This window comes from Herbaspirillum sp. C9C3, assembly GCF_013359625.1.
Taxonomy (GTDB): domain Bacteria; phylum Pseudomonadota; class Gammaproteobacteria; order Burkholderiales; family Burkholderiaceae_D; genus Herbaspirillum.
Genome location: NZ_JABFMQ010000003.1, coordinates 79,162 through 100,510 on the forward strand (window position 1 = coordinate 79,162; position 21,349 = coordinate 100,510).

General features: G+C 63.8%; 23 protein-coding genes and 1 riboswitch. Of the genes, 4 read left to right on the top strand and 19 right to left on the bottom strand.

Going from position 1 to position 21,349, the window contains the following annotated elements:
• Positions 1-72: 72 nt before the first annotated feature.
• From thiS to HNO82_RS04360, 4 genes are all read right to left on the bottom strand, one after another.
• A complete protein-coding gene (thiS, locus tag HNO82_RS04345) occupies positions 73-273 on the bottom strand; it encodes a sulfur carrier protein ThiS (protein WP_008334753.1) in 201 nt (66 codons plus the stop codon).
• 5 nt (positions 274-278) lie between these two features.
• The gene (gene thiC / locus HNO82_RS04350; RefSeq protein ID WP_039789264.1) at positions 279-2,192 is read right to left on the bottom strand and encodes a phosphomethylpyrimidine synthase ThiC; all 1,914 of its coding nucleotides are present in this window, start codon (positions 2,190-2,192) and stop codon (positions 279-281) included.
• 97 nt (positions 2,193-2,289) lie between these two features.
• A riboswitch (TPP riboswitch) is annotated at positions 2,290-2,400 on the bottom strand.
• A gap of 103 nt (positions 2,401-2,503) precedes the next feature.
• Entirely contained in the window at positions 2,504-2,917 is a 414-nt protein-coding gene (locus HNO82_RS04355; protein ID WP_175342871.1) for a type II toxin-antitoxin system VapC family toxin, read from the bottom strand.
• Complete coding sequence (locus HNO82_RS04360) at positions 2,914-3,165, bottom strand: type II toxin-antitoxin system Phd/YefM family antitoxin (protein ID WP_088756279.1); 252 nt, start codon at positions 3,163-3,165, stop codon at positions 2,914-2,916. The genes HNO82_RS04355 and HNO82_RS04360 overlap by 4 nt, the downstream gene beginning before the upstream one ends.
• A gap of 158 nt (positions 3,166-3,323) precedes the next feature.
• On the opposite strand from HNO82_RS04360, the gene HNO82_RS04365 reads away from it, so the two are divergent.
• Both HNO82_RS04365 and HNO82_RS04370 read left to right on the top strand, forming a co-directional pair.
• Complete coding sequence (locus HNO82_RS04365) at positions 3,324-6,134, top strand: valine--tRNA ligase (protein ID WP_175342872.1); 2,811 nt, start codon at positions 3,324-3,326, stop codon at positions 6,132-6,134.
• A gap of 155 nt (positions 6,135-6,289) precedes the next feature.
• The gene (locus HNO82_RS04370; protein WP_008334746.1) at positions 6,290-6,754 is read left to right on the top strand and encodes a DUF2147 domain-containing protein; all 465 of its coding nucleotides are present in this window, start codon (positions 6,290-6,292) and stop codon (positions 6,752-6,754) included.
• A gap of 11 nt (positions 6,755-6,765) precedes the next feature.
• On the opposite strand, the gene HNO82_RS04375 is transcribed toward HNO82_RS04370, so the two are convergent.
• The 4 genes from HNO82_RS04375 to ruvA form a co-directional block, all read right to left on the bottom strand.
• Positions 6,766-7,221 (bottom strand): YaiI/YqxD family protein, encoded by a 456-nt coding sequence (locus HNO82_RS04375; RefSeq protein ID WP_175342873.1) that lies wholly within the window; start codon positions 7,219-7,221, stop codon positions 6,766-6,768.
• Positions 7,222-7,240: 19 nt separating this feature from the next.
• A complete protein-coding gene (locus tag HNO82_RS04380) occupies positions 7,241-8,083 on the bottom strand; it encodes a 2-keto-4-pentenoate hydratase (RefSeq protein WP_034351620.1) in 843 nt (280 codons plus the stop codon).
• Positions 8,084-8,263: 180 nt separating this feature from the next.
• Positions 8,264-9,319 (bottom strand): Holliday junction branch migration DNA helicase RuvB, encoded by a 1,056-nt coding sequence (gene ruvB / locus HNO82_RS04385; protein WP_175342874.1) that lies wholly within the window; start codon positions 9,317-9,319, stop codon positions 8,264-8,266.
• 32 nt (positions 9,320-9,351) lie between these two features.
• Positions 9,352-9,930: a Holliday junction branch migration protein RuvA gene (gene ruvA, locus HNO82_RS04390; RefSeq protein ID WP_088756219.1), complete on the bottom strand. Its 579-nt coding sequence runs from the start codon at positions 9,928-9,930 to the stop codon at positions 9,352-9,354.
• Between the two features lie 113 nt (positions 9,931-10,043).
• Here ruvA and HNO82_RS04395 point away from each other — a divergent pair, with 113 nt between their 5' ends.
• Positions 10,044-10,985, top strand: coding sequence for a DUF808 domain-containing protein (locus HNO82_RS04395; protein ID WP_175342875.1), 942 nt, complete (start codon positions 10,044-10,046; stop codon positions 10,983-10,985).
• On the opposite strand, the gene ruvC is transcribed toward HNO82_RS04395, so the two are convergent.
• The 5 genes from ruvC to HNO82_RS04420 are packed head-to-tail and all read right to left on the bottom strand — an operon-like array spanning position 10,982 to position 14,939.
• The gene (ruvC, locus tag HNO82_RS04400; RefSeq protein ID WP_008334734.1) at positions 10,982-11,524 is read right to left on the bottom strand and encodes a crossover junction endodeoxyribonuclease RuvC; all 543 of its coding nucleotides are present in this window, start codon (positions 11,522-11,524) and stop codon (positions 10,982-10,984) included. The two genes, HNO82_RS04395 and ruvC, sit on opposite strands and share 4 nt — an antisense overlap.
• A 36-nt stretch (positions 11,525-11,560) precedes the next feature.
• On the bottom strand, positions 11,561-13,027 hold the full coding sequence (locus HNO82_RS04405) for an FAD-binding domain-containing protein (RefSeq protein ID WP_175342876.1): 1,467 nt from the start codon (positions 13,025-13,027) through the stop codon (positions 11,561-11,563).
• Position 13,028: 1 nt separating this feature from the next.
• Positions 13,029-13,442 carry a thiol-disulfide oxidoreductase DCC family protein gene (locus HNO82_RS04410; RefSeq protein ID WP_175342877.1) on the bottom strand — a complete coding sequence of 138 codons (414 nt, stop codon included), beginning with the start codon at positions 13,440-13,442 and terminating at the stop codon, positions 13,029-13,031.
• Positions 13,435-14,751: an FAD-binding domain-containing protein gene (locus HNO82_RS04415; RefSeq protein WP_175342878.1), complete on the bottom strand. Its 1,317-nt coding sequence runs from the start codon at positions 14,749-14,751 to the stop codon at positions 13,435-13,437. Before HNO82_RS04415 ends, HNO82_RS04410 begins: the two co-directional genes overlap by 8 nt.
• Before the next feature lie 11 nt (positions 14,752-14,762).
• Positions 14,763-14,939 (bottom strand): DUF2256 domain-containing protein, encoded by a 177-nt coding sequence (locus HNO82_RS04420; protein ID WP_175342879.1) that lies wholly within the window; start codon positions 14,937-14,939, stop codon positions 14,763-14,765.
• A gap of 96 nt (positions 14,940-15,035) precedes the next feature.
• On the opposite strand from HNO82_RS04420, the gene HNO82_RS04425 reads away from it, so the two are divergent.
• Positions 15,036-16,064, top strand: coding sequence for a MerR family transcriptional regulator (locus HNO82_RS04425; RefSeq protein WP_175342880.1), 1,029 nt, complete (start codon positions 15,036-15,038; stop codon positions 16,062-16,064).
• 80 nt (positions 16,065-16,144) lie between these two features.
• Here HNO82_RS04425 and purH read toward each other — a convergent pair whose 3' ends face one another.
• The 6 genes from purH to dtd all read right to left on the bottom strand — a co-directional run bounded on the left by purH (position 16,145) and on the right by dtd (position 21,339).
• Positions 16,145-17,716 carry a bifunctional phosphoribosylaminoimidazolecarboxamide formyltransferase/IMP cyclohydrolase gene (gene purH / locus HNO82_RS04430; RefSeq protein WP_175342881.1) on the bottom strand — a complete coding sequence of 524 codons (1,572 nt, stop codon included), beginning with the start codon at positions 17,714-17,716 and terminating at the stop codon, positions 16,145-16,147.
• Between the two features lie 108 nt (positions 17,717-17,824).
• Complete coding sequence (locus HNO82_RS04435) at positions 17,825-18,058, bottom strand: Fis family transcriptional regulator (protein WP_006463627.1); 234 nt, start codon at positions 18,056-18,058, stop codon at positions 17,825-17,827.
• 172 nt (positions 18,059-18,230) lie between these two features.
• Positions 18,231-19,250 (bottom strand): tRNA dihydrouridine synthase DusB, encoded by a 1,020-nt coding sequence (gene dusB, locus HNO82_RS04440; RefSeq protein ID WP_175342882.1) that lies wholly within the window; start codon positions 19,248-19,250, stop codon positions 18,231-18,233.
• A 218-nt stretch (positions 19,251-19,468) separates the two neighbouring features.
• Positions 19,469-20,113, bottom strand: a complete 645-nt coding sequence (locus HNO82_RS04445; protein ID WP_175342883.1) for a histidine phosphatase family protein — start codon at positions 20,111-20,113, stop codon at positions 19,469-19,471.
• Between the two features lie 8 nt (positions 20,114-20,121).
• Positions 20,122-20,769: a YbhB/YbcL family Raf kinase inhibitor-like protein gene (locus tag HNO82_RS04450; protein WP_008334713.1), complete on the bottom strand. Its 648-nt coding sequence runs from the start codon at positions 20,767-20,769 to the stop codon at positions 20,122-20,124.
• Between the two features lie 87 nt (positions 20,770-20,856).
• Positions 20,857-21,339, bottom strand: a complete 483-nt coding sequence (gene dtd / locus HNO82_RS04455) for a D-aminoacyl-tRNA deacylase (RefSeq protein WP_175342884.1) — start codon at positions 21,337-21,339, stop codon at positions 20,857-20,859.
• Between the last annotated feature and the right edge of the window lie 10 nt (positions 21,340-21,349).

Below are 21,349 nucleotides of genomic sequence, written 5' to 3' on the forward strand. Positions count from 1 at the left end.
CTTGTCTGTAAGAGCTGCGTGCCACGGGAGGCGGCTGCTGGCGGCACTCGCGCGCCGCCGCGGAACAATCGTTCATCCGCCCCCGATGGCGCGCACTACGTCTACCTTGTCGGCCTCGGCCAGCGCGCGCTCAGGCCATTGCGCGCTGGGCACCACCTGGCGGTTCACCGCCACCGCCACCGCCTTGCCGGCCAGGGAGAGGCCGGCAATGAGCTGGTCCAGCGTGGCGCCGTCAGGCAGCGGGTGCGGCTTGCCGTTCAGTTCGATCTGCATGGCGCTTACTGCTTCGAATAGATCTCGGCGCCCATCTTGACGAACTCGACCGATTTCACCTGCATGCCCTGCTTCAGGGCATCGATCTCGGAGATGCCTTCCTTGGCGGCGTAATCACGCACTTCCTGGGTGATTTTCATGGAGCAGAAGTGCGGGCCGCACATGGAGCAGAAGTGCGCCACTTTGGCCGAATCCTTGGGCAGGGTTTCGTCGTGGAATTCGCGCGCCTTGTCGGGGTCCAGGCCGATGTTGAACTGGTCTTCCCAGCGGAACTCGAAGCGCGCCTTGGACAGCGCGTTGTCACGGATCTGCGCGCCCGGATGGCCCTTGGCCAGATCAGCGGCGTGGGCGGCGATCTTGTAGGTGATGATGCCGTCCTTGACGTCGGTCTTGTTGGGCAGGCCCAGGTGTTCCTTGGGCGTGACGTAGCACAGCATGGCCGTGCCGTACCAGCCGATCTGCGCGGCACCGATGCCGGAGGTGATGTGGTCGTAGCCGGGAGCGATGTCAGTGGTCAAGGGGCCCAGGGTATAGAACGGGGCTTCGTGGCACTGCTCCAGCTGCAGGTCCATGTTCTCCTTGATGAGGTGCATGGGCACGTGGCCGGGGCCTTCGATCATCACCTGCACGTCGTGCTTCCAGGCAATCTGGGTCAGTTCGCCCAGGGTGCGCAGCTCGCCCAGCTGGGCTTCGTCGTTGGCGTCGTAGATCGAGCCGGGACGCAGGCCATCACCCAGGCTGAAGCTGACGTCATAGGCTTTCATGATTTCGCAGATCTCTTCGAAGTGTTCGTAGAGGAAGGATTCGCGGTGATGCGCCAGGCACCACTTGGCCATGATGGAACCGCCGCGCGAGACGATGCCGGTCATGCGCTTGGCCGTCAGCGGCACGTATTGCAGGCGCACGCCGGCGTGGATGGTGAAGTAGTCCACGCCCTGCTCGGCCTGCTCGATCAAGGTGTCGCGGAAGATTTCCCAGGTCAGGTCTTCTGCCTTGCCGTTGACCTTTTCCAGGGCCTGATAGATCGGCACGGTGCCGATGGGTACCGGCGAATTGCGGATGATCCATTCACGGGTCTCGTGGATGTTCTTGCCGGTGGAGAGGTCCATGACGTTGTCGCCACCCCAGCGGATGGCCCAGGTCATCTTTTCCACTTCCTCACCGATGGAAGAAGTGACGGCCGAGTTGCCGATGTTGGCGTTGATCTTGACCAGGAAATTGCGGCCGATGATCATCGGTTCCACTTCCGGGTGGTTGATGTTGGCGGGGATGATGGCGCGGCCGCGTGCGACTTCGTCACGCACGAATTCAGGGGTGATCTCGGCGGGAATCGATGCACCGAAGGATTGGCCCGGATGCTGGCGGCCCATCAGGTCGGCCAGCTTGTTGCCCATGGGGCCGGAGGCTTTGAGCTGTTCCAGATACTCCTTGCGGCGCAGGTTTTCGCGGATGGCGATGAATTCCATCTCGGGCGTGATGATGCCCCGGCGCGCGTAGTGCATCTGGGTGACGTTGGCGCCAGCCTTGGCGCGACGCGGCTTGCGGTGCAGGTTGAAGCGCAGCTCGGCCAGGGCCGGGTCGTTCAGGCGCTGCTGGCCGTATTCGGAAGTCGGGCCGGGCAGTTCCTCGGTGTCGTTGCGTTCCAGGATCCAGGGCAGGCGCGGGGTGGACAGGCCGGCGCGGATGTCGATCTTCACGTCCGGGTCGGTGTAGGGGCCGGAGGTGTCGTAGACATAGATCGGCGGGTTCTTTTCCGAACCGAACATGGCGGGGGTGTCGGCCTGGCTGATCTCGCGCATGGGCACGCGGATGTCCGGGCGCGAGCCGGTCACGTAAATCTTGCGGGAATTCGGGAGAGGCTGGACGGCGGCCTCGTCGACGGTCGCCGTGGCGGACAGGAATTTCGGGTTGGCATTCATTTCGGCTCCTTTGCTTGATGACTCTTGGCTCGGAGCCAGCAAAGGAGGTTGCGGAAGAGGACGGACGGCGTGGAGGTGATACAGGGCCGTGGGTGCGTCATGCTGCCGGTTGCTTCCCTTCGCTGGCATTATCCAGATCAGGTTCAAGGGTATTTCTCACCCGGCTGCCAGAGCATGTGCTCCGGTGCCAGGACCCCTAGCGATGCGACGCGGGCTGCTTGCGCAGTCCTTGTCGTGGGCCGGATTCTACTCCAATTGGCTTGACGAACAAGGTTTCATTTCGGATGGGCTAGGTGTGCAGCGCAGCATTTTCACTCAGCCCAAGGATCGATCACTTGCAGACCCGGGAACTGAAAATCTTTGCGATTGCGGGTCACCATGGTCAGTCCGTGCACGAGTGCAGTGGCAGCCAAGAGGCTGTCAACTGCTGCAACCGGACGCCCCGCTTCTGCCTGAATGCGCCCCCATCGGTCTGCAACGACAACATCAATCGGCAAGATTCTTCCGGCAAAATAGGCGGGCAACTCAGTTTCCAGCCAATCTATCAAGCGCAACTTTGCAGGGCCCGGCGGCTTGTTATCGGCACCTTTTCGTATTTCGCCCATGGTGAGGACGCTCAGGTACAAGGTAGCCGGAGGTCTGCGCGCAAACCATTCCATGACCCGGGGATTGGGCTCGCGGCGACGCAGTTCAGACAGGACATTGGTGTCGAGCAGATAACTCAAAGGTCAACCTCCCTCGTCAGGCTGGTATCACGCTCGAATTCAACATCATCTGCATCGTAAAGCGGCGAACGCCGCATAAATTCGACCAAGGTCAAATCTGCGCCGCTGAGCCGCTCATAGTCGGCTTTCGACATGACTACCGCTACTGAGCGACCGTGCCAGGTGATTTCCTGCGGACCCGAGCGCTCCGTATCCCGCACCAGTTCCGAAAACTGAGCCTTGGCTTCTTGTATTTGCCATGTACGCATGAATACCTCCAATCTGACCAGACAGGTCAGATCATAGCAGCATTCGTTTGCAAACACCGCTGGCACCGGAATTCTTCGCCGGCTCGCGGCGACGTTTTGGGGGCTTTGTACTATCCGTCCCTTATAATGTTGGGTTTCGCAAAAACACACGTCAAATCATGGAATTAGCCAAGTCGTTCGAGCCCGCCGAGATTGAGAAATTCTGGCGCGAGGAGTGGGAAAAGCGCGGTTACTTCGCCGCCACCACCGACGCGGAGAAGCCCTCGTTTTCCATCCAGCTGCCGCCGCCCAATGTGACCGGCACCCTGCACATGGGTCACGCGTTCAACCAGACCATCATGGATGGCCTGACGCGCTACCACCGCATGCGCGGCTACAACACCGCCTGGATCCCCGGCACCGACCACGCCGGCATCGCCACCCAGATCGTGGTGGAGCGCCAGTTGGATGCGCAGAAGGTCTCGCGCCACGACCTGGGCCGTGAAAAATTCGTCGAGAAGGTGTGGGAGTGGAAGGAAAAATCCGGCTCCACCATCACCGGCCAGATGCGCCGCATGGGCGCCTCCACCGACTGGGCGCGTGAATACTTCACGATGGACCCGAAGATGTCCAAGGCCGTCACCGAAGTCTTCGTGCGCCTCTACGAGCAAGGCCTGATCTACCGTGGCAAGCGCCTGGTGAACTGGGACCCGGTGCTGGGCACCGCCGTCTCCGACCTGGAAGTGGTGTCGGAGGAAGAAGACGGCTCCATGTGGCACATCAAGTACCCGCTGGCCGATGGCAGCGGCCATATCGTGGTGGCCACCACCCGTCCAGAAACCATGCTGGGCGACGTCGCCGTGGCAGTGGACCCGACTGACGAACGCTACGCCGCGCTGGTGGGCAAGATGATCAAGCTGCCGTTGGTGGGCCGCGAGATCCCCATCATCAAGGATGAATACGTCGACAAGGAATTCGGCACCGGCTGCGTGAAGATCACCCCGGCCCACGACTTCAACGACTACCAGGTCGGCGCACGCCACAACCTGGAAATGATCAGCGTCTTCACGCTCAAGGCCACCATCAACGAGAATTCGCCCGAGAAGTACCAGGGCCTGGACCGCTTCGAGGCGCGCAAGCAGATCGTGGCCGACCTCGACGCGCTGGGCCTGTTGGAACTGGTCAAGCCGCACAAGCTGATGGTGCCGCGTGGCGACCGTACGGGCGTGGTGATCGAGCCGATGCTGACCGACCAATGGTTCGTGGCCATGAGCAAGCCGGCACCGGAAGGGACCTTCTTCCCCGGCAAGTCGATTGCCGAAACGGCGCTGGAAAAAGTCTCCTCGGGCGAGATCAAGTTCGTGCCCGAGAACTGGACCAACACCTACAACCAGTGGCTCAACAACATCCAGGACTGGTGCATCTCGCGCCAACTGTGGTGGGGCCACCAGATCCCGGCCTGGTACGACGAGGACGGCGGCATCTACGTTGCCCGCACCGAAGAAGAAGCCCGTGCGCAAGCCGGCGGCCGTGCCGTCAAGCGCGATGAAGACGTGCTCGACACCTGGTTCTCCTCGGCGCTGGTGCCCTTCTCCACCCTGGGCTGGCCGGAAGAAACGCCGGACTACAAGCTGTTCCTGCCCTCGTCGGTGCTGGTGACGGGCTTCGACATCATCTTCTTCTGGGTGGCGCGCATGGTCATGATGACCACGCACTTCACCGGCAAGGTGCCTTTCGATACCGTCTATGTCCACGGCCTGGTGCGCGATGCCTCGGGCCAGAAGATGTCCAAGTCCAAGGGCAACACCCTGGACCCGATCGACCTGATCGATGGCATCGGCGTGGACGAGCTGGTGGCCAAGCGTACCGTGGGCCTGATGAATCCCAAGCAGGCGGCCAGCATCGAGAAGGCCACCCGCAAGGAATTTGCCGATGGCATCCCGGCCTTCGGCACCGATGCGCTGCGCTTCACCTTCGCCTCGCTGGCGACCCTGGGCCGCAACATCAACTTCGACCTGAACCGCTGCGAAGGCTATCGCAATTTCTGCAACAAGCTGTGGAACGCCACCCGCTTCGTGCTGATGAATACCGAAGGCCAGGACTGCGGTTTCGACGGCCACGAGAAGGGTGTCTGCGACAAGGAGAAGCTGCAATTCTCCAAGGCTGACCGCTGGATCGTGTCGCTGCTGCAGCGTACCGAGGCTGAAGTGGAAAAGGGCTTTGCCGACTACCGCTTCGACAATATCGCCACCGCGATCTACAAGTTCGTCTGGGACGAGTACTGCGACTGGTACCTGGAAATGGCCAAGGCCCAGATCCAGAGCGGCAACGAAGCGCAGCAGCGCGCCACCCGCCGCACGCTCTTGCGCGTGCTGGAAAGCGTGCTGCGCCTGGCCCATCCGGTACTGCCCTTCATCACCGAACAGCTGTGGCAAAGCGTGGCCCCGCTGACCGATCGCAAGCCTGATCCGGCGGGCGACTCCATCATGCGCCAGGCTTATCCGCGCCCGGACCTGGACAAGATCGATGCCGAAGCCGAAGCCTGGGTTGCCCAGTTCAAGGCCTACACCGATGCCTGCCGCAACCTGCGCGGCGAGATGCAACTGGCGCCTTCCCTGCGCGTGCCGCTGATCGTGGAAGCCGCCGATGCGTCGGCAGTGGAATCCTTGCTGCCTTATCTGCAAGGCCTGGTGCGCCTGTCGGAAGCCACGGTAGTGGCGCAACTGCCCGAGTCGCCGGCACCGGTGGCCATCGTCGGCGAAGTCAAGCTGATGCTGAAGGTGGAAATCGACGTGGCCGCCGAGCGCGAACGCCTGGGCAAGGAAGTCACCCGCCTGACCGGCGAGATCGCCAAGGCCAACGGCAAGCTGTCCAACGAAAGCTTCGTGGCCCGTGCGCCAGAGGCGGTGGTGGCGCAGGAGAAGGAACGCGTCGCCAACTTCAGCGCTACGCTGGAAAAGGTGAAGGAACAGCTGGCCAAGCTGAAGTAAGCCGGCCTGTTTCTTGATGAAGCCGTCGTCCCTCACGGGGCGGCGGCTTTTGCTTTTTGTGCTTGCCTTGCGCGGCGGGCTTGTCTAGACTGGATCGAATAAATTAGAACAACCGTGCTTTTTTATGGCATTCGACTTGATAACAGGAGACAAGCATGAACCGTATTTCCTCCCCTTCCCGCCTGGCCACGCTATCGCTGCTGGCCGCCACCCTGCTTTCCAGTGCAGCCGCCTGGGCCGATGGCTCGCCGGTGGGCTTGTGGAAGAGCATCGATGACGCCACCGGCAAGCCCAAAGCGCTCATCCGCATCAGCGAAAGCAACGGTGAACTGAGCGGCAAGATCGAAAAGCTCTTCCGTGCACCAGATGAAGACCAGAACCCGGTCTGCCAGAAGTGCGAGGGCGAGCTGAAGGACCAGCCGGTCATTGGCATGACCATCCTGTCGGGTCTGAAGAAGGATGGGGACGAGTACAACGGTGGACAGATCATCGATCCGGCCAATGGCAAGGTCTACAAGAGCAAGTTGTCAGTGGTCGATGACGGGCAAAAGCTCAATGTGCGCGGTTATGTCGGCATGCCGATACTGGGCCGCACCCAGACCTGGCTGCGGGAGCAGTAAGGCCGTTGCACTCAGGCCGGACGTGAAGCTTTGAGCACGTAACGGTCCAGCTCGCGGGCGAAGGCGCGACCGTCGCTGGCGCTGAAGGCGGCCGGGCCGCCGGTCTCGATGCCGCTGCTGCGCAGCTCTTCCATGAAATTGCGGGTGCTGAGGTGATGGCCGATGTTCTGGGCGGTATAAAGCTCGCCGCGAGGATTGAGCGCCAGTGCGCCCTTGGCCACCACATCGGCGGCCAGCGGGATATCGGCGGTGATGACCAGGTCGCCGGGCTCCACCTGGCGGGCGATTTCCTTGTCGGCCACATCGAAACCGGCAGGGACCACCAGGGATTTGATATAGCGCGAAGGAGGCGTACGCAATGGCCGGTTGGCCACCAGCGTCACGATGATCGTGGTGCGGTCGGCCACCCGGAACAGCATGTCCTTGATGACGCCCGGACAGGCGTCGGCATCGACCCAGATGGCCATCAGCGCGGCGTCGCCCGGTTCAGACGAAGGAAACGGTGAGGCCCGGCAGGGTCACGCCCGAGAAGGCCGTGGTCCAGGTCTGGCCCGGCTCGATGGGACAGGCGTCGGTCCAGGTGCCGGTCGTGATGATCTCGCCGGCCTGCAACTGGCGGAAGCGGCTCTGCTTCTGCAACAGCTGGTGCAGGTGCCACAGGGCATGCAGGGGGCTATCCATCTCGTCATTGCAGAAGCCGGCGGCGCGCAGCACGCTGGACGATTCCGTGTTGCAGGACAGGGAGACGCTGGCGCTGGCCAGGATCTGCGGCAGGTGGTGCCTGGTCGCCGAGGACAGCACATGTGGCTCGCCCACGATGAGCGTGCCATGCAGGCCGAAGGCGGCAATCGAATCGGCTACCGTGAATTCCCAGTTGGGGAAGGGACAGACCACAATCTCGAAACCATGCGCCATCCACTCCAGGCAATCGGCCAGCTCGATGAGCGAGGCCCCCGGTGCCGGGGTCTTGCCGAGCTTGAAGACGATCTCCGGTTCGATGCGCGGCTGCACCGCACCGGTCAGCGACTGCGCACCGTGGTTGTCTTCGGCAAAGCGTACCGTGGCGTCATACATCGGCGCCCAGGTCGGAATACGCGCTTCATCGATGATGCCGTAGCGCTCCCAGTTCTTGCGCACCACGAAACCGATTTTGCGGCCTATGGGCTGCTCGCCCTGGGCGACACGGATATTGCGGATGTTGTGGGCGATTTCGTAGGCGTCTTCCACCGACAAGGGTTCGGACTCGGAGATGCGCGGGATGATCCGGGACTGGGCGCGGGCATCCAGCAGCTGATGCGCGTATCGAAGGGCTTGGCTCGACATTAGCATGGAGGGCTCACATCGAAAGATAGTGAATAGCTATCCATTGTCGATGACGATTAATTTTTGCACAAGCAAAAACTCGCTTTTATACGAGATCTGACAAAAATTTCATCAGATCGTGCTGCTCTGCGTCATGAAGTTTTTCAACTGCTGCAACAGTCGCGCCCGGCTTGAGAATGGCCGAGCTCAGCCGCCCCAGAGCTCACCATTCGGACCGGTTTGCGGTGCGGTCACGCCGAAGTGCTGGTAAGCCGCGCCGGTAGCGATGCGCCCGCGCGGGGTGCGCTGCAGGTAGCCCTGCTGGATCAGGTAGGGTTCCAGCACGTCTTCGATGGTGTCGCGTTCCTCACCGATGGCGGCCGCCAGGTTGTCCAGCCCGACCGGGCCGCCGCCGAACTTGAACAGCACCGCCTCCAGCAGCTTGCGGTCCATCAGGTCGAACCCGACCGGGTCGACGTCCAGCATGATCAGCGCGGCATCGGCCATCTCGCGGGTGATGCGGCCCTCACCCTTGACCTCGGCATAGTCGCGCACGCGGCGCAGCAGGCGATTGGCGATACGCGGCGTGCCACGGCTGCGGCGGGCGATTTCCAGCGCGCCTTCCTCGACGATGGGGGCGTTGAGCAAGCCGGCGCTGCGGGTCACGATGCGGGCCAGCTCGGGCGGGGTATAGAACTCCAGCCGGGCGACGATGCCGAAGCGGTCGCGCAGCGGATTGGTCAGCATGCCGGCTCGGGTGGTGGCACCCACCAGCGTGAAAGGCTGCAGGTCCAGGCGCACCGAACGGGCGGCCGGGCCTTCGCCGATCATGATGTCGATCTGGTAATCCTCCAGTGCCGGGTAGAGGATTTCCTCCACCACCGGCGACATGCGGTGGATCTCGTCGATGAAGAGCACGTCATTGGCTTCGAGATTGGTGAGCAAGGCCGCCAGGTCACCGGCGCGCTCCAGCACGGGGCCTGAGGTCTGGCGCAGGTTCACGCCCATTTCGCGGGCGATGATGTGGGCCATGGTGGTCTTGCCCAGGCCGGGCGGGCCGAACAGCAGGGTGTGGTCGAGCGGTTCGCCGCGCTTGCGGGCGGCCGAGATGAAGATTTCGAGCTGGGCACGCACCTTTTCCTGGCCGACGTACTCGTCCAGCTGCTTGGGCCGCAACGCACGCTCGATGGCTTCCTCGTTGGCCGAAGCCGGAGTGGCGGAGATGATGCGCTGTTCGGAGAAATCGTCGGTCTGGATGCTCATGCTCTAATCCTTGTCTGCCTTTTGCCTGTGCATCAGCCCTTGGAGAGCGCCTTCAGGGCCAGCTTGATGCCGTCCGAGACGCTGCTGTCCTTGGGCACCTGCTTCATGGCCAGGGTCGCTTCCTTGTCCGAATAGCCCAGCGCCAGCAGGGCATTGAGGATGTCGGCCGAGGCATCGCTGTGGACCACGCCGGCCGCTGCGCCAAGATCGGCGCCGAGCTTGCCCTTCAGTTCCAGCAGCAGGCGTTCGGCGGTCTTCTTGCCGATGCCGGGCACACGCGTCAGGCGGCCTGCTTCCTGCAGGGTCACGGCCTGGGCCAGGTCGGCCACCGACATGCCCGAGAGAATGGACAGCGCCGTGCGCGCGCCCACGCCGGAAATCTTGATGAGCTCCTTGAACGTATTGCGTTCTTCGGCGGTCCCAAACCCGAACAGGATGTGGGCATCCTCGCGGATGGCCAGGTGGGTCAGCAGCGTGACCTTCTCGCCCAGGCCCGGCAGATTGTAGTAGGTGCTCATCGGCACGGCCACTTCATAACCGACGCCCTGGCAGTCAACCAGCAGGTTCGGGGGGATTTTTTCCAAAAGAATTCCGGAGAGGCGACCAATCATGGCGTCAGGGATGTGCGTGGGAGGCAGCTTCTGTGATAATCCCGCGATGATACAGCACTGTTCGGATAAACAGTATCCAAGCGCCCCCGTTGAGATGAAGACAAAGGAAAAACATGGCCGGCAGCGCCCTTTTTGCATTGATTGACGACATCGCCACCGTTCTTGACGATGTTTCCCTGATGACCAAGGTGGCCGCCAAGAAGACCGCCGGCGTGCTGGGCGACGACCTGGCCCTGAACGCCCAGCAGGTGGCCGGTGTACGGGCCGAGCGGGAACTGCCGGTGGTCTGGGCCGTCGCCAAGGGTTCGTTGAAGAACAAGGCCATCCTGGTGCCGGCGGCACTGGCCATCAGCGCCTTCATCCCCTGGGCGGTGACGCCGCTGCTGATGCTGGGCGGTGCCTTCCTCTGTTTCGAAGGCTTCGAGAAGCTGGCCCACAAGTATCTTCCGCACGAGGAAGAACATCATGAAGTCGCCGCCAGGACCGACGACGACATCGACCCGCTGGTCTACGAGCAGGAAAAGATCAAGGATGCCGTGCGCACCGACTTCATCCTTTCAGCCGAGATCATCGCCATCACCCTGGGCACGGTCGCCGGTGCACCGCTACAGCAGCAGATCACGGTGCTGGTGGGCATCGCACTGATCATGACGGCGGGGGTCTACGGGCTGGTGGCCGGCATCGTCAAGCTCGATGACGGTGGCCTCTACCTGGTGCAGCATGCGGGCGCGAGCGCCTGGGGACGCTTCAAGGCCGGTATCGGACGGGCAGTCCTGGCGGCCGCGCCAAAGATGATGCGCAGCCTGTCGGTGATCGGCACGATTGCCATGTTCATGGTCGGTGGCGGCATCCTGACGCATGGCCTGCCCTTCGCGCATCACGCCATCGAGGCGGCGGCGCACGCCGTGGAGGGTATCGCGGTAGTCGGGCCGGTCCTCGGGGCGATCACTCCGGCGGTCTTGAATGCCGTCTTCGGCGTAGTCGCCGGTGCAGTAGTGCTGGTAGTCGTGAAGCTGGTGCAGCGCGTGCTGTCCCTCTTCAAAAAGCAAGCCTAACCGACCAGACGCCCGCCGCGCATGCGGATGCCCTTGCGCGCCAGCGCCGGGGCCAGCGCGCCAAGGTCCGACAGGACCCCTCCCCCATGCGCATGGCAGATCGCCACGCCCAGCGCATCGGCGGCATCGGTGCCCGGCAAACCGGGCAGCTTCAGCAGCCGCGCCACCATCTCCTGCACCTGCGCCTTCTGGGCGCGTCCATGGCCGGCTACGGCTTGCTTGACCTGCAGGGCCGTATATTCGGCGACCGCCAGGTCGGCGGCCACCAGCGCGCAAATGGCCGCACCGCGCGCCTGCCCCAGCAGCAGTGTGGATTGCGGATTGACGTTGACGAATACTTTTTCGATGGCGGCGCAGTCCGGCGCATAGGACCTCACCACTTCGCCAACACTGGCCAGGATCACCTTCAGGCGTGAAGGCAGGTCGCCGTCCGGGGTCTTGATGGTGCCGGATGCGATATAGGAGAGCGTGTTGCCCTGCTTGTGGATGACCCCGAAACCGGTGGTGCGCAAGCCAGGGTCGATACCGAGGATTTTCATGCCCGCCAGTCTAACCGATCAGGCGGGCATCTCGCGTCAGAACAAGACGCCCTGCCCCAGATCCGGCATTTTCTGGCGTGGCGGGCGCCGGGCGGTCGACGGCAGGCCGCTCTTGCGCGAACCGTGCCTGTCCTGGATGGCGTCGGCTTCCGCCAGCGCAGTACTGCTGCTGCGCTGGCCGTAGAGGGCATCCTTGGCGTGCTTGAGCGCCGTCTTCTCATCCACGATGGGATCGGGATAAGCCGCCGTGCCGAATTCCGGCACCCAGCGCCGCACGTACTCGCCCAGCGGATCATGATCGCGCGCCTGCTTGGCCGGTGAATAAATGCGCAGCGTGTTGATGCCGGTGGTGCCGGACTGCATCTGCATCTGACTCCAGTGAATGCCCGGTTCAAAATCCAGGAACTGCCGCGCCAGGAACAAGCCCGGCGCGCGCCAATGCAGCCACAGGTGATAGGCGGCAAAGCTGACCAGCATGGCGCGCATGCGGAAGTTGAGCCAGCCGGTGGCGCACAGCTGGCGCATGCAGGCGTCGATCATGGGATAACCGGTTCGGCCTTCGCACCAGGCATCGAAACGCGCCTGCGCCTCCACGCCCCACGGACCGCCATCACCGGGGCGCAAGCCATCCAGCGAACGCGCGACGTTGCGCCATTCGATATCAGGCTGGTCTTCCAGCTTCTGCATGAAGTGGCAATGCCAGCGCAGGCGGCTGGAGAAGCCGCGCAGGCCATAGGCCAGCTCGCGGTCGGCGGTGTGCTCGATGGCCAGCTCGGTGGCCTGATGCACGCTGCGCATGGAAATGGTACCGAAGGCCAGATGCGCGCTGAGTCGGCTGCAGGCGTCGGGTGCGGTCAGCGGACTGGACATGCCGCGCCGGTAATCCCGTGCGCCACCACCGAGAAAGGCGCGCAGGGTGTCCCACGCTGCGGCCTCGCCGGCAGGCGGTTGCAGACGGACTTCGGGCAAACCCAGTTCGGTCAGCGTCGGCAGACGGTCCGGCTGCATGCCCGCAGGCGCGCGCAAGCCGACAGGATTGCCCACCTGCGGCGCCTCCATGCGCCGCACCCAGCGCGCAGCCCAGCCATCGCGGCTGCGCAGGCGCCGCACCACGCCGGTCTGCGGCCACTCCAGCCATTGCACGCCCTGGATGCGGCACCAGCGATTGACCGAGATATCGCGCGCATAGCTCCACGCCGGGCCGGTTTCTTCATGGCTGAACAGATGGGTGACACCCCATGCACGGCGCAAGGACTCCAGCACCTGCACCGCCTCGCCCACCCGCACCAGCAGCGGCAGTCCGCACCGCTGCAATTCCCGCTGCAAGGACGCCAGCGAACGCAGCAGGAAATCCACATGGCGCGGATCGCATTCAACACTCTGCAACCACGCGGGCTCGATGATGAAGACCGCGAAGGCGCGCTCGCACTGCGCAGCCTCGGCCAGCGCCGCATGATCGCGCAAGCGCAGGTCGCGCTTGAACCAGACCAGGCCGACAGCCACGTCAGCCTCTTTCGCGGCCGCGCTCCAGGCGCACCACCAGCCGCTGCACGGCCGGGCGTACCTGCAGGAAAGCGCGATAGCTGCGTTCCATCAGCCACAACATGCCGGGCAGGCGCGCCAGCCCGGCCAGCCAGCGCCAGCCCGGCAAGCTCGCCCACAACTGGACGAAGGCTTCGGCACCGCTGAAGACCACACCATCGCTTCGACGCACGTGAAAGCGCGCCAGTAACTGCGCGCGCGTGAACCCTGCCGGAAGATCGGCCGGGGACACGTCGGTACGGCTGATATCGCAAAAGCGCAGGGGAGCCTCCTGCGCACCACGCTGGTAGAGGCTGATCTCGCGCCGGCACAGCGGACAGGCGCCATCGTAGAGCACGGTCAGTTCGTCCCGTGACTGGGGATCGGCATCAGCCATCGCGCCGCTCCCTGTGCTCGGTGCGCGCCAGCAGCTCGGCAGCCGTCTGCAGACCTTGGGTACTGCGGCGCCACCATTGCGTGAACAGGTCACTGGGCTTGTCCACCACAGGGAACAGGTCCGGCGGCGCCACACACTGCGCCCACAGCGGCAGCCAGGGCGCAAGATGCGGATCGGCCAGGCAACGCACGCTGCGCGCCGCCTTGAGCGCGCGCCCGACGGTGGCGGCATCGCCATGCCAGCACAGCGGCGTGAGCTCACGCATGCGCGCTCCCACGAAGGCCCAGCGACGCTGGTCCCAGGGCCACAGCAGATGGAAGTCCGAGAGATAAAGACCGACCACTACCGTATCGGGCGACAGATCGGTGGGCAACTCGCCCAAGCTCCATGGATGAACCAGCCAGACATCTCGTCCGGCCACGGCGTCAGGCTCGGGCGCAATGCTGCCCAAATATTCAGGTGGCATTGACAGCAGTGCCGGCTCCTTGCAGCGCTCCCGCATGCGCTGGGCCGGTTCGGCCGCCACCGGGTCGGGATGGAGCGCAATTTCGCCTAAAGCTTCATAGGAGGTATCTACCACCGTACCCGGGCTGTGCCATTCGGACGGTGCGTATTTGGCCACGTTCTCGGCATTGAAAAGATAGGGCTTGTGACTGCCGGTACCGGCCACCCACTGCCAGCTCAGGTGATTGCTGGCCAGGTCGCCATCCAGCAGATGGCCGACCATCCAGTCTGCACCGGCGCGCCAATGGACCTTGCGCAGATGCACCACGTAGCTGGCCAGCCACATGCGCGCGTGATTGTGCAGGGTCCCGGTGGCATACAGGGTGTGCACGGCCTGGTCGATGACGGGCAGGCCGGTGGCGGCTTCGCGGATGTCGGCCGGCAGCTCGCGGGCGTAAGCCGACTCCGGCAGTGGCCCGGCGTGCAGCGAATCGAAGATGCGCGCCCCGCGCCGCGCCCACACGTAGCGATAGAAGGCGCGCCAGCCCAGCTCGTAGACGAACTTGTGCTGCACATCCAGCGCCTGTCGGCTGCATACCCCGGCCAAGACCTCGCGCAGACTGACCAGGCCGTGCGTGAGATAGGGCGACAGCCCGGTCACGGCACCGTCGAGACTGTTGCGGGTGCGTGCGTAAGCCCCCGGTCGCACGGCGGCAATGCGTTCGCGCGCGGCGGCCAGGGTCGGCAGCAAGGGCAGCAAGGCCAGGGGCTGGGCCAGCCGGTCTACGGGGGCGGGGGAAGCAGCGGGACAGTCTTCCGGGGAAGGCATATCCAGGATCAGGTCGAATTGATGTTTGCGGTACATGGCTCGACTCCTCAAAGACCAGGATGGACGCGCTTGCGGCGACAGGCTTGAGAACAGTATCGGACCTCCTCCCAGTTCTTCGCCCAGGCGCGCCGCCAGGTCATGGGCAGGCCGCACACGACGCAGGGCTTGCTGGGCAAGTGCGCCTTGTTGCCGCGATGTCCGCTGATCTGGCTTTTGGGTTTCATGACGCAGAATTGTACCGAATAAATGCGTCACACTTGACTCATGACGCAGATTTAGCATCTATAATCTGTGTCAAATATGATTCATAGGAGGAAGCCATGAGCCTTGCCAATTCGACCACGCCCGCCACGTCCCCTGCCGCGGCCGCGGACAAACCCGCCGGTGAAGCCTTGCGCCGCACCGGCGCGGTGGCCCGCATGCTGCGCATGCCGGTCGCCACACTGCGGGTGTGGGAGCGCCGCTATGCCCTGACCCAGGGCAAGCTCTCCCCCAGCGGTCAGCGACTGTATTCGGAAGCCGACGTACGGCGTCTGGCGCTGATCCGGCAGTTGACTGAACTGGGTCACGCCATCGGCAGTCTGGCGGGGCTGGACATGGATCAGCTCCAGCAGGTCGCCGCCACCCACGCCGAACTGCACGCCGCGCGCCCCACGCCACCGGAGGCAGCGCAGGGCCAGTGGCGGCTGGCCGTGATCGGCTCTACCCTGGCGCAGCGCCTGGACAAACCGGGTCTGCTGCAACGCCTGGGGCGGCCGCTGCAATTGCTGGGCCCGTTCGAAAACATCGAGCAGGCGGCCATGGCCTTGAAGCGGGAGGAAGTCGATGCCCTGCTGCTGCATGAGCCGCAATTGCACGCCGGCTGGCTGGGCGCGCTGGAGAGTTCGGCGCCGGCCCTGAGCGGGCTGCCGATGGCGGTACTGTACGGTTTTGCCAGCGAGGCCGTGTGCGAGACCCTGGCGGCGGTCGGCATCAGCCTGCTGCGCGCGCCCCAGCCGGACGTGGTGATCCTGCAATGGTTGCGCGGCCTGGCGGCGCTGTCTTCACCGGGGCGTGATGCGTCAGGCGAGGACAAGTCCCTGCCACCGCGCCGCTGGGATGACAACCAACTGATCGCCTTCGCCAACCAGTCCACCACGGTGGCCTGTGAATGCCCGCGCCACGTGGCCGAATTGCTGATGCAGCTGTCGCAGTTCGAGCGCTACAGCGCCCAGTGTGCCAACCGCAACGTGGCCGACGCGCAATTGCATCAATACCTGCAACAGCTGACCTCGGAATCACGCCAGCGTTTTGAAGCAGCCATGACGCGAATTGCCCTGCATGAAGGATTCATCACCGAGGACAGTTGAAACCGGCCTGGCACGGCGCACGCGGCACCAACAAAAACGCCCGGCATGAAGCCGGGCGTCGTTTTTGCAGCAAGCCGCAATCAGTGACGGAAGTGACGGGTGCCGGTCAGCAGCATGACGACATCGCGCTCATTGGCGGCATCGATGACTTCCTGGTCGCGCATGGAGCCGCCCGGATGGATGACGCAGGTCGCGCCGGCATCAACCACCACGTCCAGGCCATCGCGGAACGGGAAGAAGGCATCCGAGGCCACGGCCGAACCGGCCAGGGTCAGGCCGGCATTCTGCGCCTTGATGGAAGCGATGCGGGCCGAATCGATGCGGCTCATCTGGCCCGCGCCCACGCCCAGGGTCATGCCATTGCCGCAGAAGACGATGGCGTTGGACTTGACGAACTTGGCCACGCGCCAGGCGAACATCAGGTCCTGCAATTGCTGCTGGGTCGGCTGCTTCTTGCTGACCACCTTCACATCGGCCAGCAGCACGTTCTTGGCATCCGGCGACTGCACCAGCAGGCCGCCACCGACGCGCTTGAAGTCATAGCCGTTCAGGCCCGTGCCCAGCGGGATTTCCAGCAGGCGCACGTTCTGCTTGGCCGCGAAGATCTGCCTGGCCTCGGCGCTGAAGGACGGGGCGATCAGCACTTCCAGGAACTGCTTGGCCACGGCTTCGGCTGCGGCAGCGTCCACTTCGCGGTTGAAGGCGATGATGCCGCCGAAGGCCGAGGTCGGGTCGGTCTGCAGGGCCTTGCTGTAGGCTTCCAGCGGGTTGGCGCCGATGGCTACGCCGCAGGGATTGGCGTGCTTGATGATGACGCAGGCAGCTTCCGTGGCCGGATCGAAGCTCTTGACACATTCCCAGGCGGCATCGGCGTCGGCAATGTTGTTGAAGGACAGTTCCTTGCCTTGCAACTGGGTGTAGTTGGCCAGGGCGCCATCGACCTTCTTGATGTCGCGATAGAAGGCGGCGCTCTGGTGCGGGTTCTCTCCATAGCGCATGTCCTGGACCTTCTCGAAGTGAAGATTCAGGGTGGCTGGGTAGGCGCTGCGCGTGCTGTGCTGCTTGTCTTCACCCAGCGAGGTGAAGTAATTGGTGATGGCGCCGTCGTATTGCGCGGTGTGGGCGAAGACCTTCTTGGCCAGCGCGAAACGCTTTTCGTAGGGCAGGTCGCCGCCGGACTTCAGCTCGGCCAGCACGCCTTCATAGTCGGTCGGATCGCAGATGACGATGACGTCCTTGTGGTTCTTGGCCGAAGAACGCAGCATGGCCGGGCCGCCGATGTCGATGTTCTCGATCGCGTCTTCCAGCGAGCACTCGTCCTTGGCCACGGTCTGCTGGAACGGGTACAGGTTCACCACCACCATGTCGATGGTGGGAATGCCGTGCTGTTCCAGGGCGGCGACGTGCTCGGGGAAATCGCGACGGGCCAGGATGCCGCCATGGACCTTGGGATGCAGCGTCTTCACGCGGCCATCCAGCATTTCCGGGAAACCGGTGTAGTCGGCCACTTCGGTGACCGGCACGCCATTGTCGGCCAGCAGCTTGGCGGTGCCGCCGGTGGACAGGATGTTGACGCCCATGGCGGACAGCGCGCGCGCAAAGTCGAGCACGCCTGCCTTGTCGGATACGGAAATGAGTGCTTGTTTGATCATGGTAGGCAAGACTGGTAAGGAAAAGGAAACCTGAAAAACCGTGGAAGGAAGCGGCATCCGCACCCCATCCCGACGCCCCCGATGTGGCGCCGGCATGGTCGGTGACGGCTACAGCAGGCCGTGTTGCTGCAGCTTCTTGCGCAGCGTGTTGCGGTTGATGCCGAGGATCTCGGCGGCCTGGGACTGGTTGCCCTCGGCGCGCGCCATCACGGTCTCGAAGACCGGTTTTTCGACCGTGGCCAGCACCATGTCGTAGACATTGGTCGGTAGCTGTTCACCCAGATCCCGGAAATATTTTTCCAGGCTCTTCTTGACGACATCCTCGATACTTTCTTTGCTCATTGCTTTGTTGCTTCTGTTCTTGTCGGCGCCGCCTCGCAGGCTTGAATGCGCCATTTCCCCTGGGCGCGATCGTGCGTGGCGATGCCGTATTGTTGATCAATTGCGCCCGCCGTTGCCGCTCGCGCCGGCGCATCCGATACCCTGTCCTGTGGTGCTGTCCTGCCGTGTTGCTTCAGGCGGCCAGCGGCACCTCGTCGGCCAGTCCGTATTGCAGGCGATCGCCATGCACGGTCTGGTCGGCAAAGAATTGCCGTACTGCCTGCAACTGCTGGCCGCAGTCTTCGATGCGGTTCATGCTGCGGCGGAAAGTCTCACCGCCCGGCAGGTCGCGCACATACCAGCCGATGTGCTTGCGTGCCGTGCGCACGCCCAGGTAGTCGCCGTAGAAGGCGTAGTGGGCTTGCAGGTGTTCCTCCATCAGGTGCGCCACTTCGGTCACCAGCGGCGCCGGCAGGTGTTCGCCGGTACGCAGGAAATGATCGATCTCGCGGAAGATCCAGGGGCGTCCCTGGGCGGCGCGACCAACCATGACGGCATCGGCCCCGGTGATGCGCAGGACCTCGCGCGCCTTCTCGGGGGTGGTGATGTCGCCATTGGCCACCACCGGGATCGTCACGGCGGCCTTCACGGCCGCGATGGTGTCGTACTCGGCTTCACCGCTGTAGCCGTCGGCCCGGGTGCGGCCGTGCAGGGTCAGCATGGCGATACCGGCGGCTTCGGCGCGGGCGGCGATCGCGAGGGCGTTCTTGTTGGCGCGGTCCCAGCCGGTGCGAAATTTCAGCGTCACCGGCACGTCCACCGCCGACACCACCGCGTCCAGGATGCGCGCCACCAGGTCCTCGTCCTGCAACAGGGCCGAACCGCACCAGCTGTTGCAGACCTTCTTGACCGGGCAGCCCATGTTGATGTCGATGATCTGCGCACCGCGCTCAACGTTGTACTTGGCGCAATCGGCCAGCATGACCGGATCGGCCCCGGCGATCTGCACCGCCTTGGGTTCCATCTCGCCATCGTGGTTGATGCGACGCGAGGTCTTCTCGCTCTGCCACAGCCGCGGATCGGACGCCGCCATTTCGGACACGGCATACCCTGCCCCCAGCTGCTTGCACAGCTGACGGAACGGACGGTCGGTCACACCCGCCATGGGGGCGACGAACACGTTGTTGCGCAGGGAATAGGGCCCAATGTTCACGACGTGGATCAGGGGGAGGTTCGAGGAAGGGCGCTATTTTAGCGCGATTGCCAGCCTCGCCCAACAAGAATCGGGCGCGGTTACATCTTTGGGGCTGATTATTTATTGGGCAGGAGGGACTGTTGGCGAAATGCCAATGTCACGTATCAGCGGACAGGAAAACCAACAAACCGCCAAGATCAAACGACCGGAAAGATACCTCCCGGCAACAGTGCAGCTCAACGATCCACCTCATCCAGCGTCTCCCGCTGGAGATGCCCGATCTCGCCCCAGGAGCGGATGTGGGCGCGTTCGCCGTCCCAGTGCAGGCGGTTCACGCTGGCATTGAAGATGTCGAAGGTGCGCGGCTGGGCGAAGCAAGTCTGGCTGGCCCAGTGATGCACGCACTCCAGCACGCCGCCATGCGTGACGATGGCCACCTTGCGATAGCGGCCCGAGGCCAGCACGCGCTGCACCGCCGCGACAGAACGTTCATAGAATTCGCGCATGGTCTCGGCGATGCGCTCACCGGCGGGATAACGAAAGTCCGGTTCGCGTGCCTTCCACTGGCGATAAGCCTCGGGATAGCGCACCTCGATCTCGGTATGGCGCAGCCCCTCGAAGGCGCCATAGCAGCGTTCGCGCAGACCGGCATCGATCTGCACCGCCAATCCCGCCAATCCCGCCACGGCCTGGGCGGTATCGCGCGCACGCTGCAGGTCGCTGGCGAAGACGGCATCGATGCCCTCCCCCGCCAGCGCCTCGCCCAGCGCCAGCACCTGACGCTGGCCGGCCTCATTCAAGCCGATGTCGATATGCCCTTGCAGGCGCTTGTCCACGTTCCAGTCGGTTTCGCCGTGGCGGATCAGCAGGATCTCGGTCATGCTTCAGTTCAGCTGCGCGGGACCGCGTTGGGGTTGAGGGTGTACAGGCCGGTGATCGAAGCCTGCTCCAGCACGTGATCACGCAATGCGGTCAGGACCACCGATCCTTCCAGGTTGCCGGCTACCGGCAGCTGTTCCACGTCCAGTGCATAGAGGGTGAAAATGTAGCGGTGCACCAGCGCATCGTTCCACGGCGGGCAGGGGCCGTCATAGCCGAAGTAGTCGCCGCGCATGTCGCCGTCCCCGGCGAACCAGCCGGTGTAGTCGTTGATGCCCTGGCGCGCCCCCGGCATGACCTCGCCCAGCACCGCCGGCCCCGGCTTGCCACGGGCGGTCACGCCGTTGCTGAACTGGCCGGCCTTGATCTGGCTGACATTGGCAGGAATGTCGACCAGCGTCCAGTGATAGAAATCAACGCGCGGCAGCTCCAGCGGCACGGTCTTGCCTTCCTGGTTCACGTCGTCGCCGCGCGAAGGCACGTCAGGATCGTGCACCACCAGCGCCAGCGACTTGGTGCCGGCCGGCAGATCACTCCACGCAAAGTGCGGATTGCGATTGGAAGACAACGCCACGTGGGTCTTGGGGTCCATCACCGCAAAGGCGAATTCGCCGGGGATGTTGGCACCGTCCTTGAAAGAATCGCTCCAGAATTTCATATCACCTCCTAAAAGTAAGGCCACATTCAACACGCATTACGGATCCATTTGGGGACGCGCCGCCCGGCTTCAATGCCGGGTCTGGATTTATTGAGCAAGGTTCATATCGGCCGTCGGGGCCTTGGGCTTGATCTGCAGCCAGAAGCTCACCGGACCGTCGTTGATGAGCGATACCTTCATATCGGCTCCGAAGCGCCCTGTTCCGACCCGCTCCTGACCATGCCGCACGCGCGCCTGCGCCACGAAGTGATCGAACAGCTGCCGCCCGAGTTCCGGCGCCGCAGCAGGCGTGAAGGAGGGGCGCGTGCCTGAATTGGTATCGGCCGCCAGCGTGAATTGCGGGATCAGCAGCAAGCCGCCTTGCACATCGGCCACACTGCGATTCATCTTGCCGGCCTCGTCGCTGAAGACGCGATAGGCCAGCAGCTTCTTCAGGAGGGCGTCAGCTTCGGCCGGGGTGTCGTGGCGCTCGGCGCAGACCAGCACCATGAGCCCGGTGCCGATGCTGCCCAGCGTCTGGCCATCCACCACCACCGAGGCCTGGCTGACCCGCTGCAAGAGAGCGATCATGCGCGCTCCA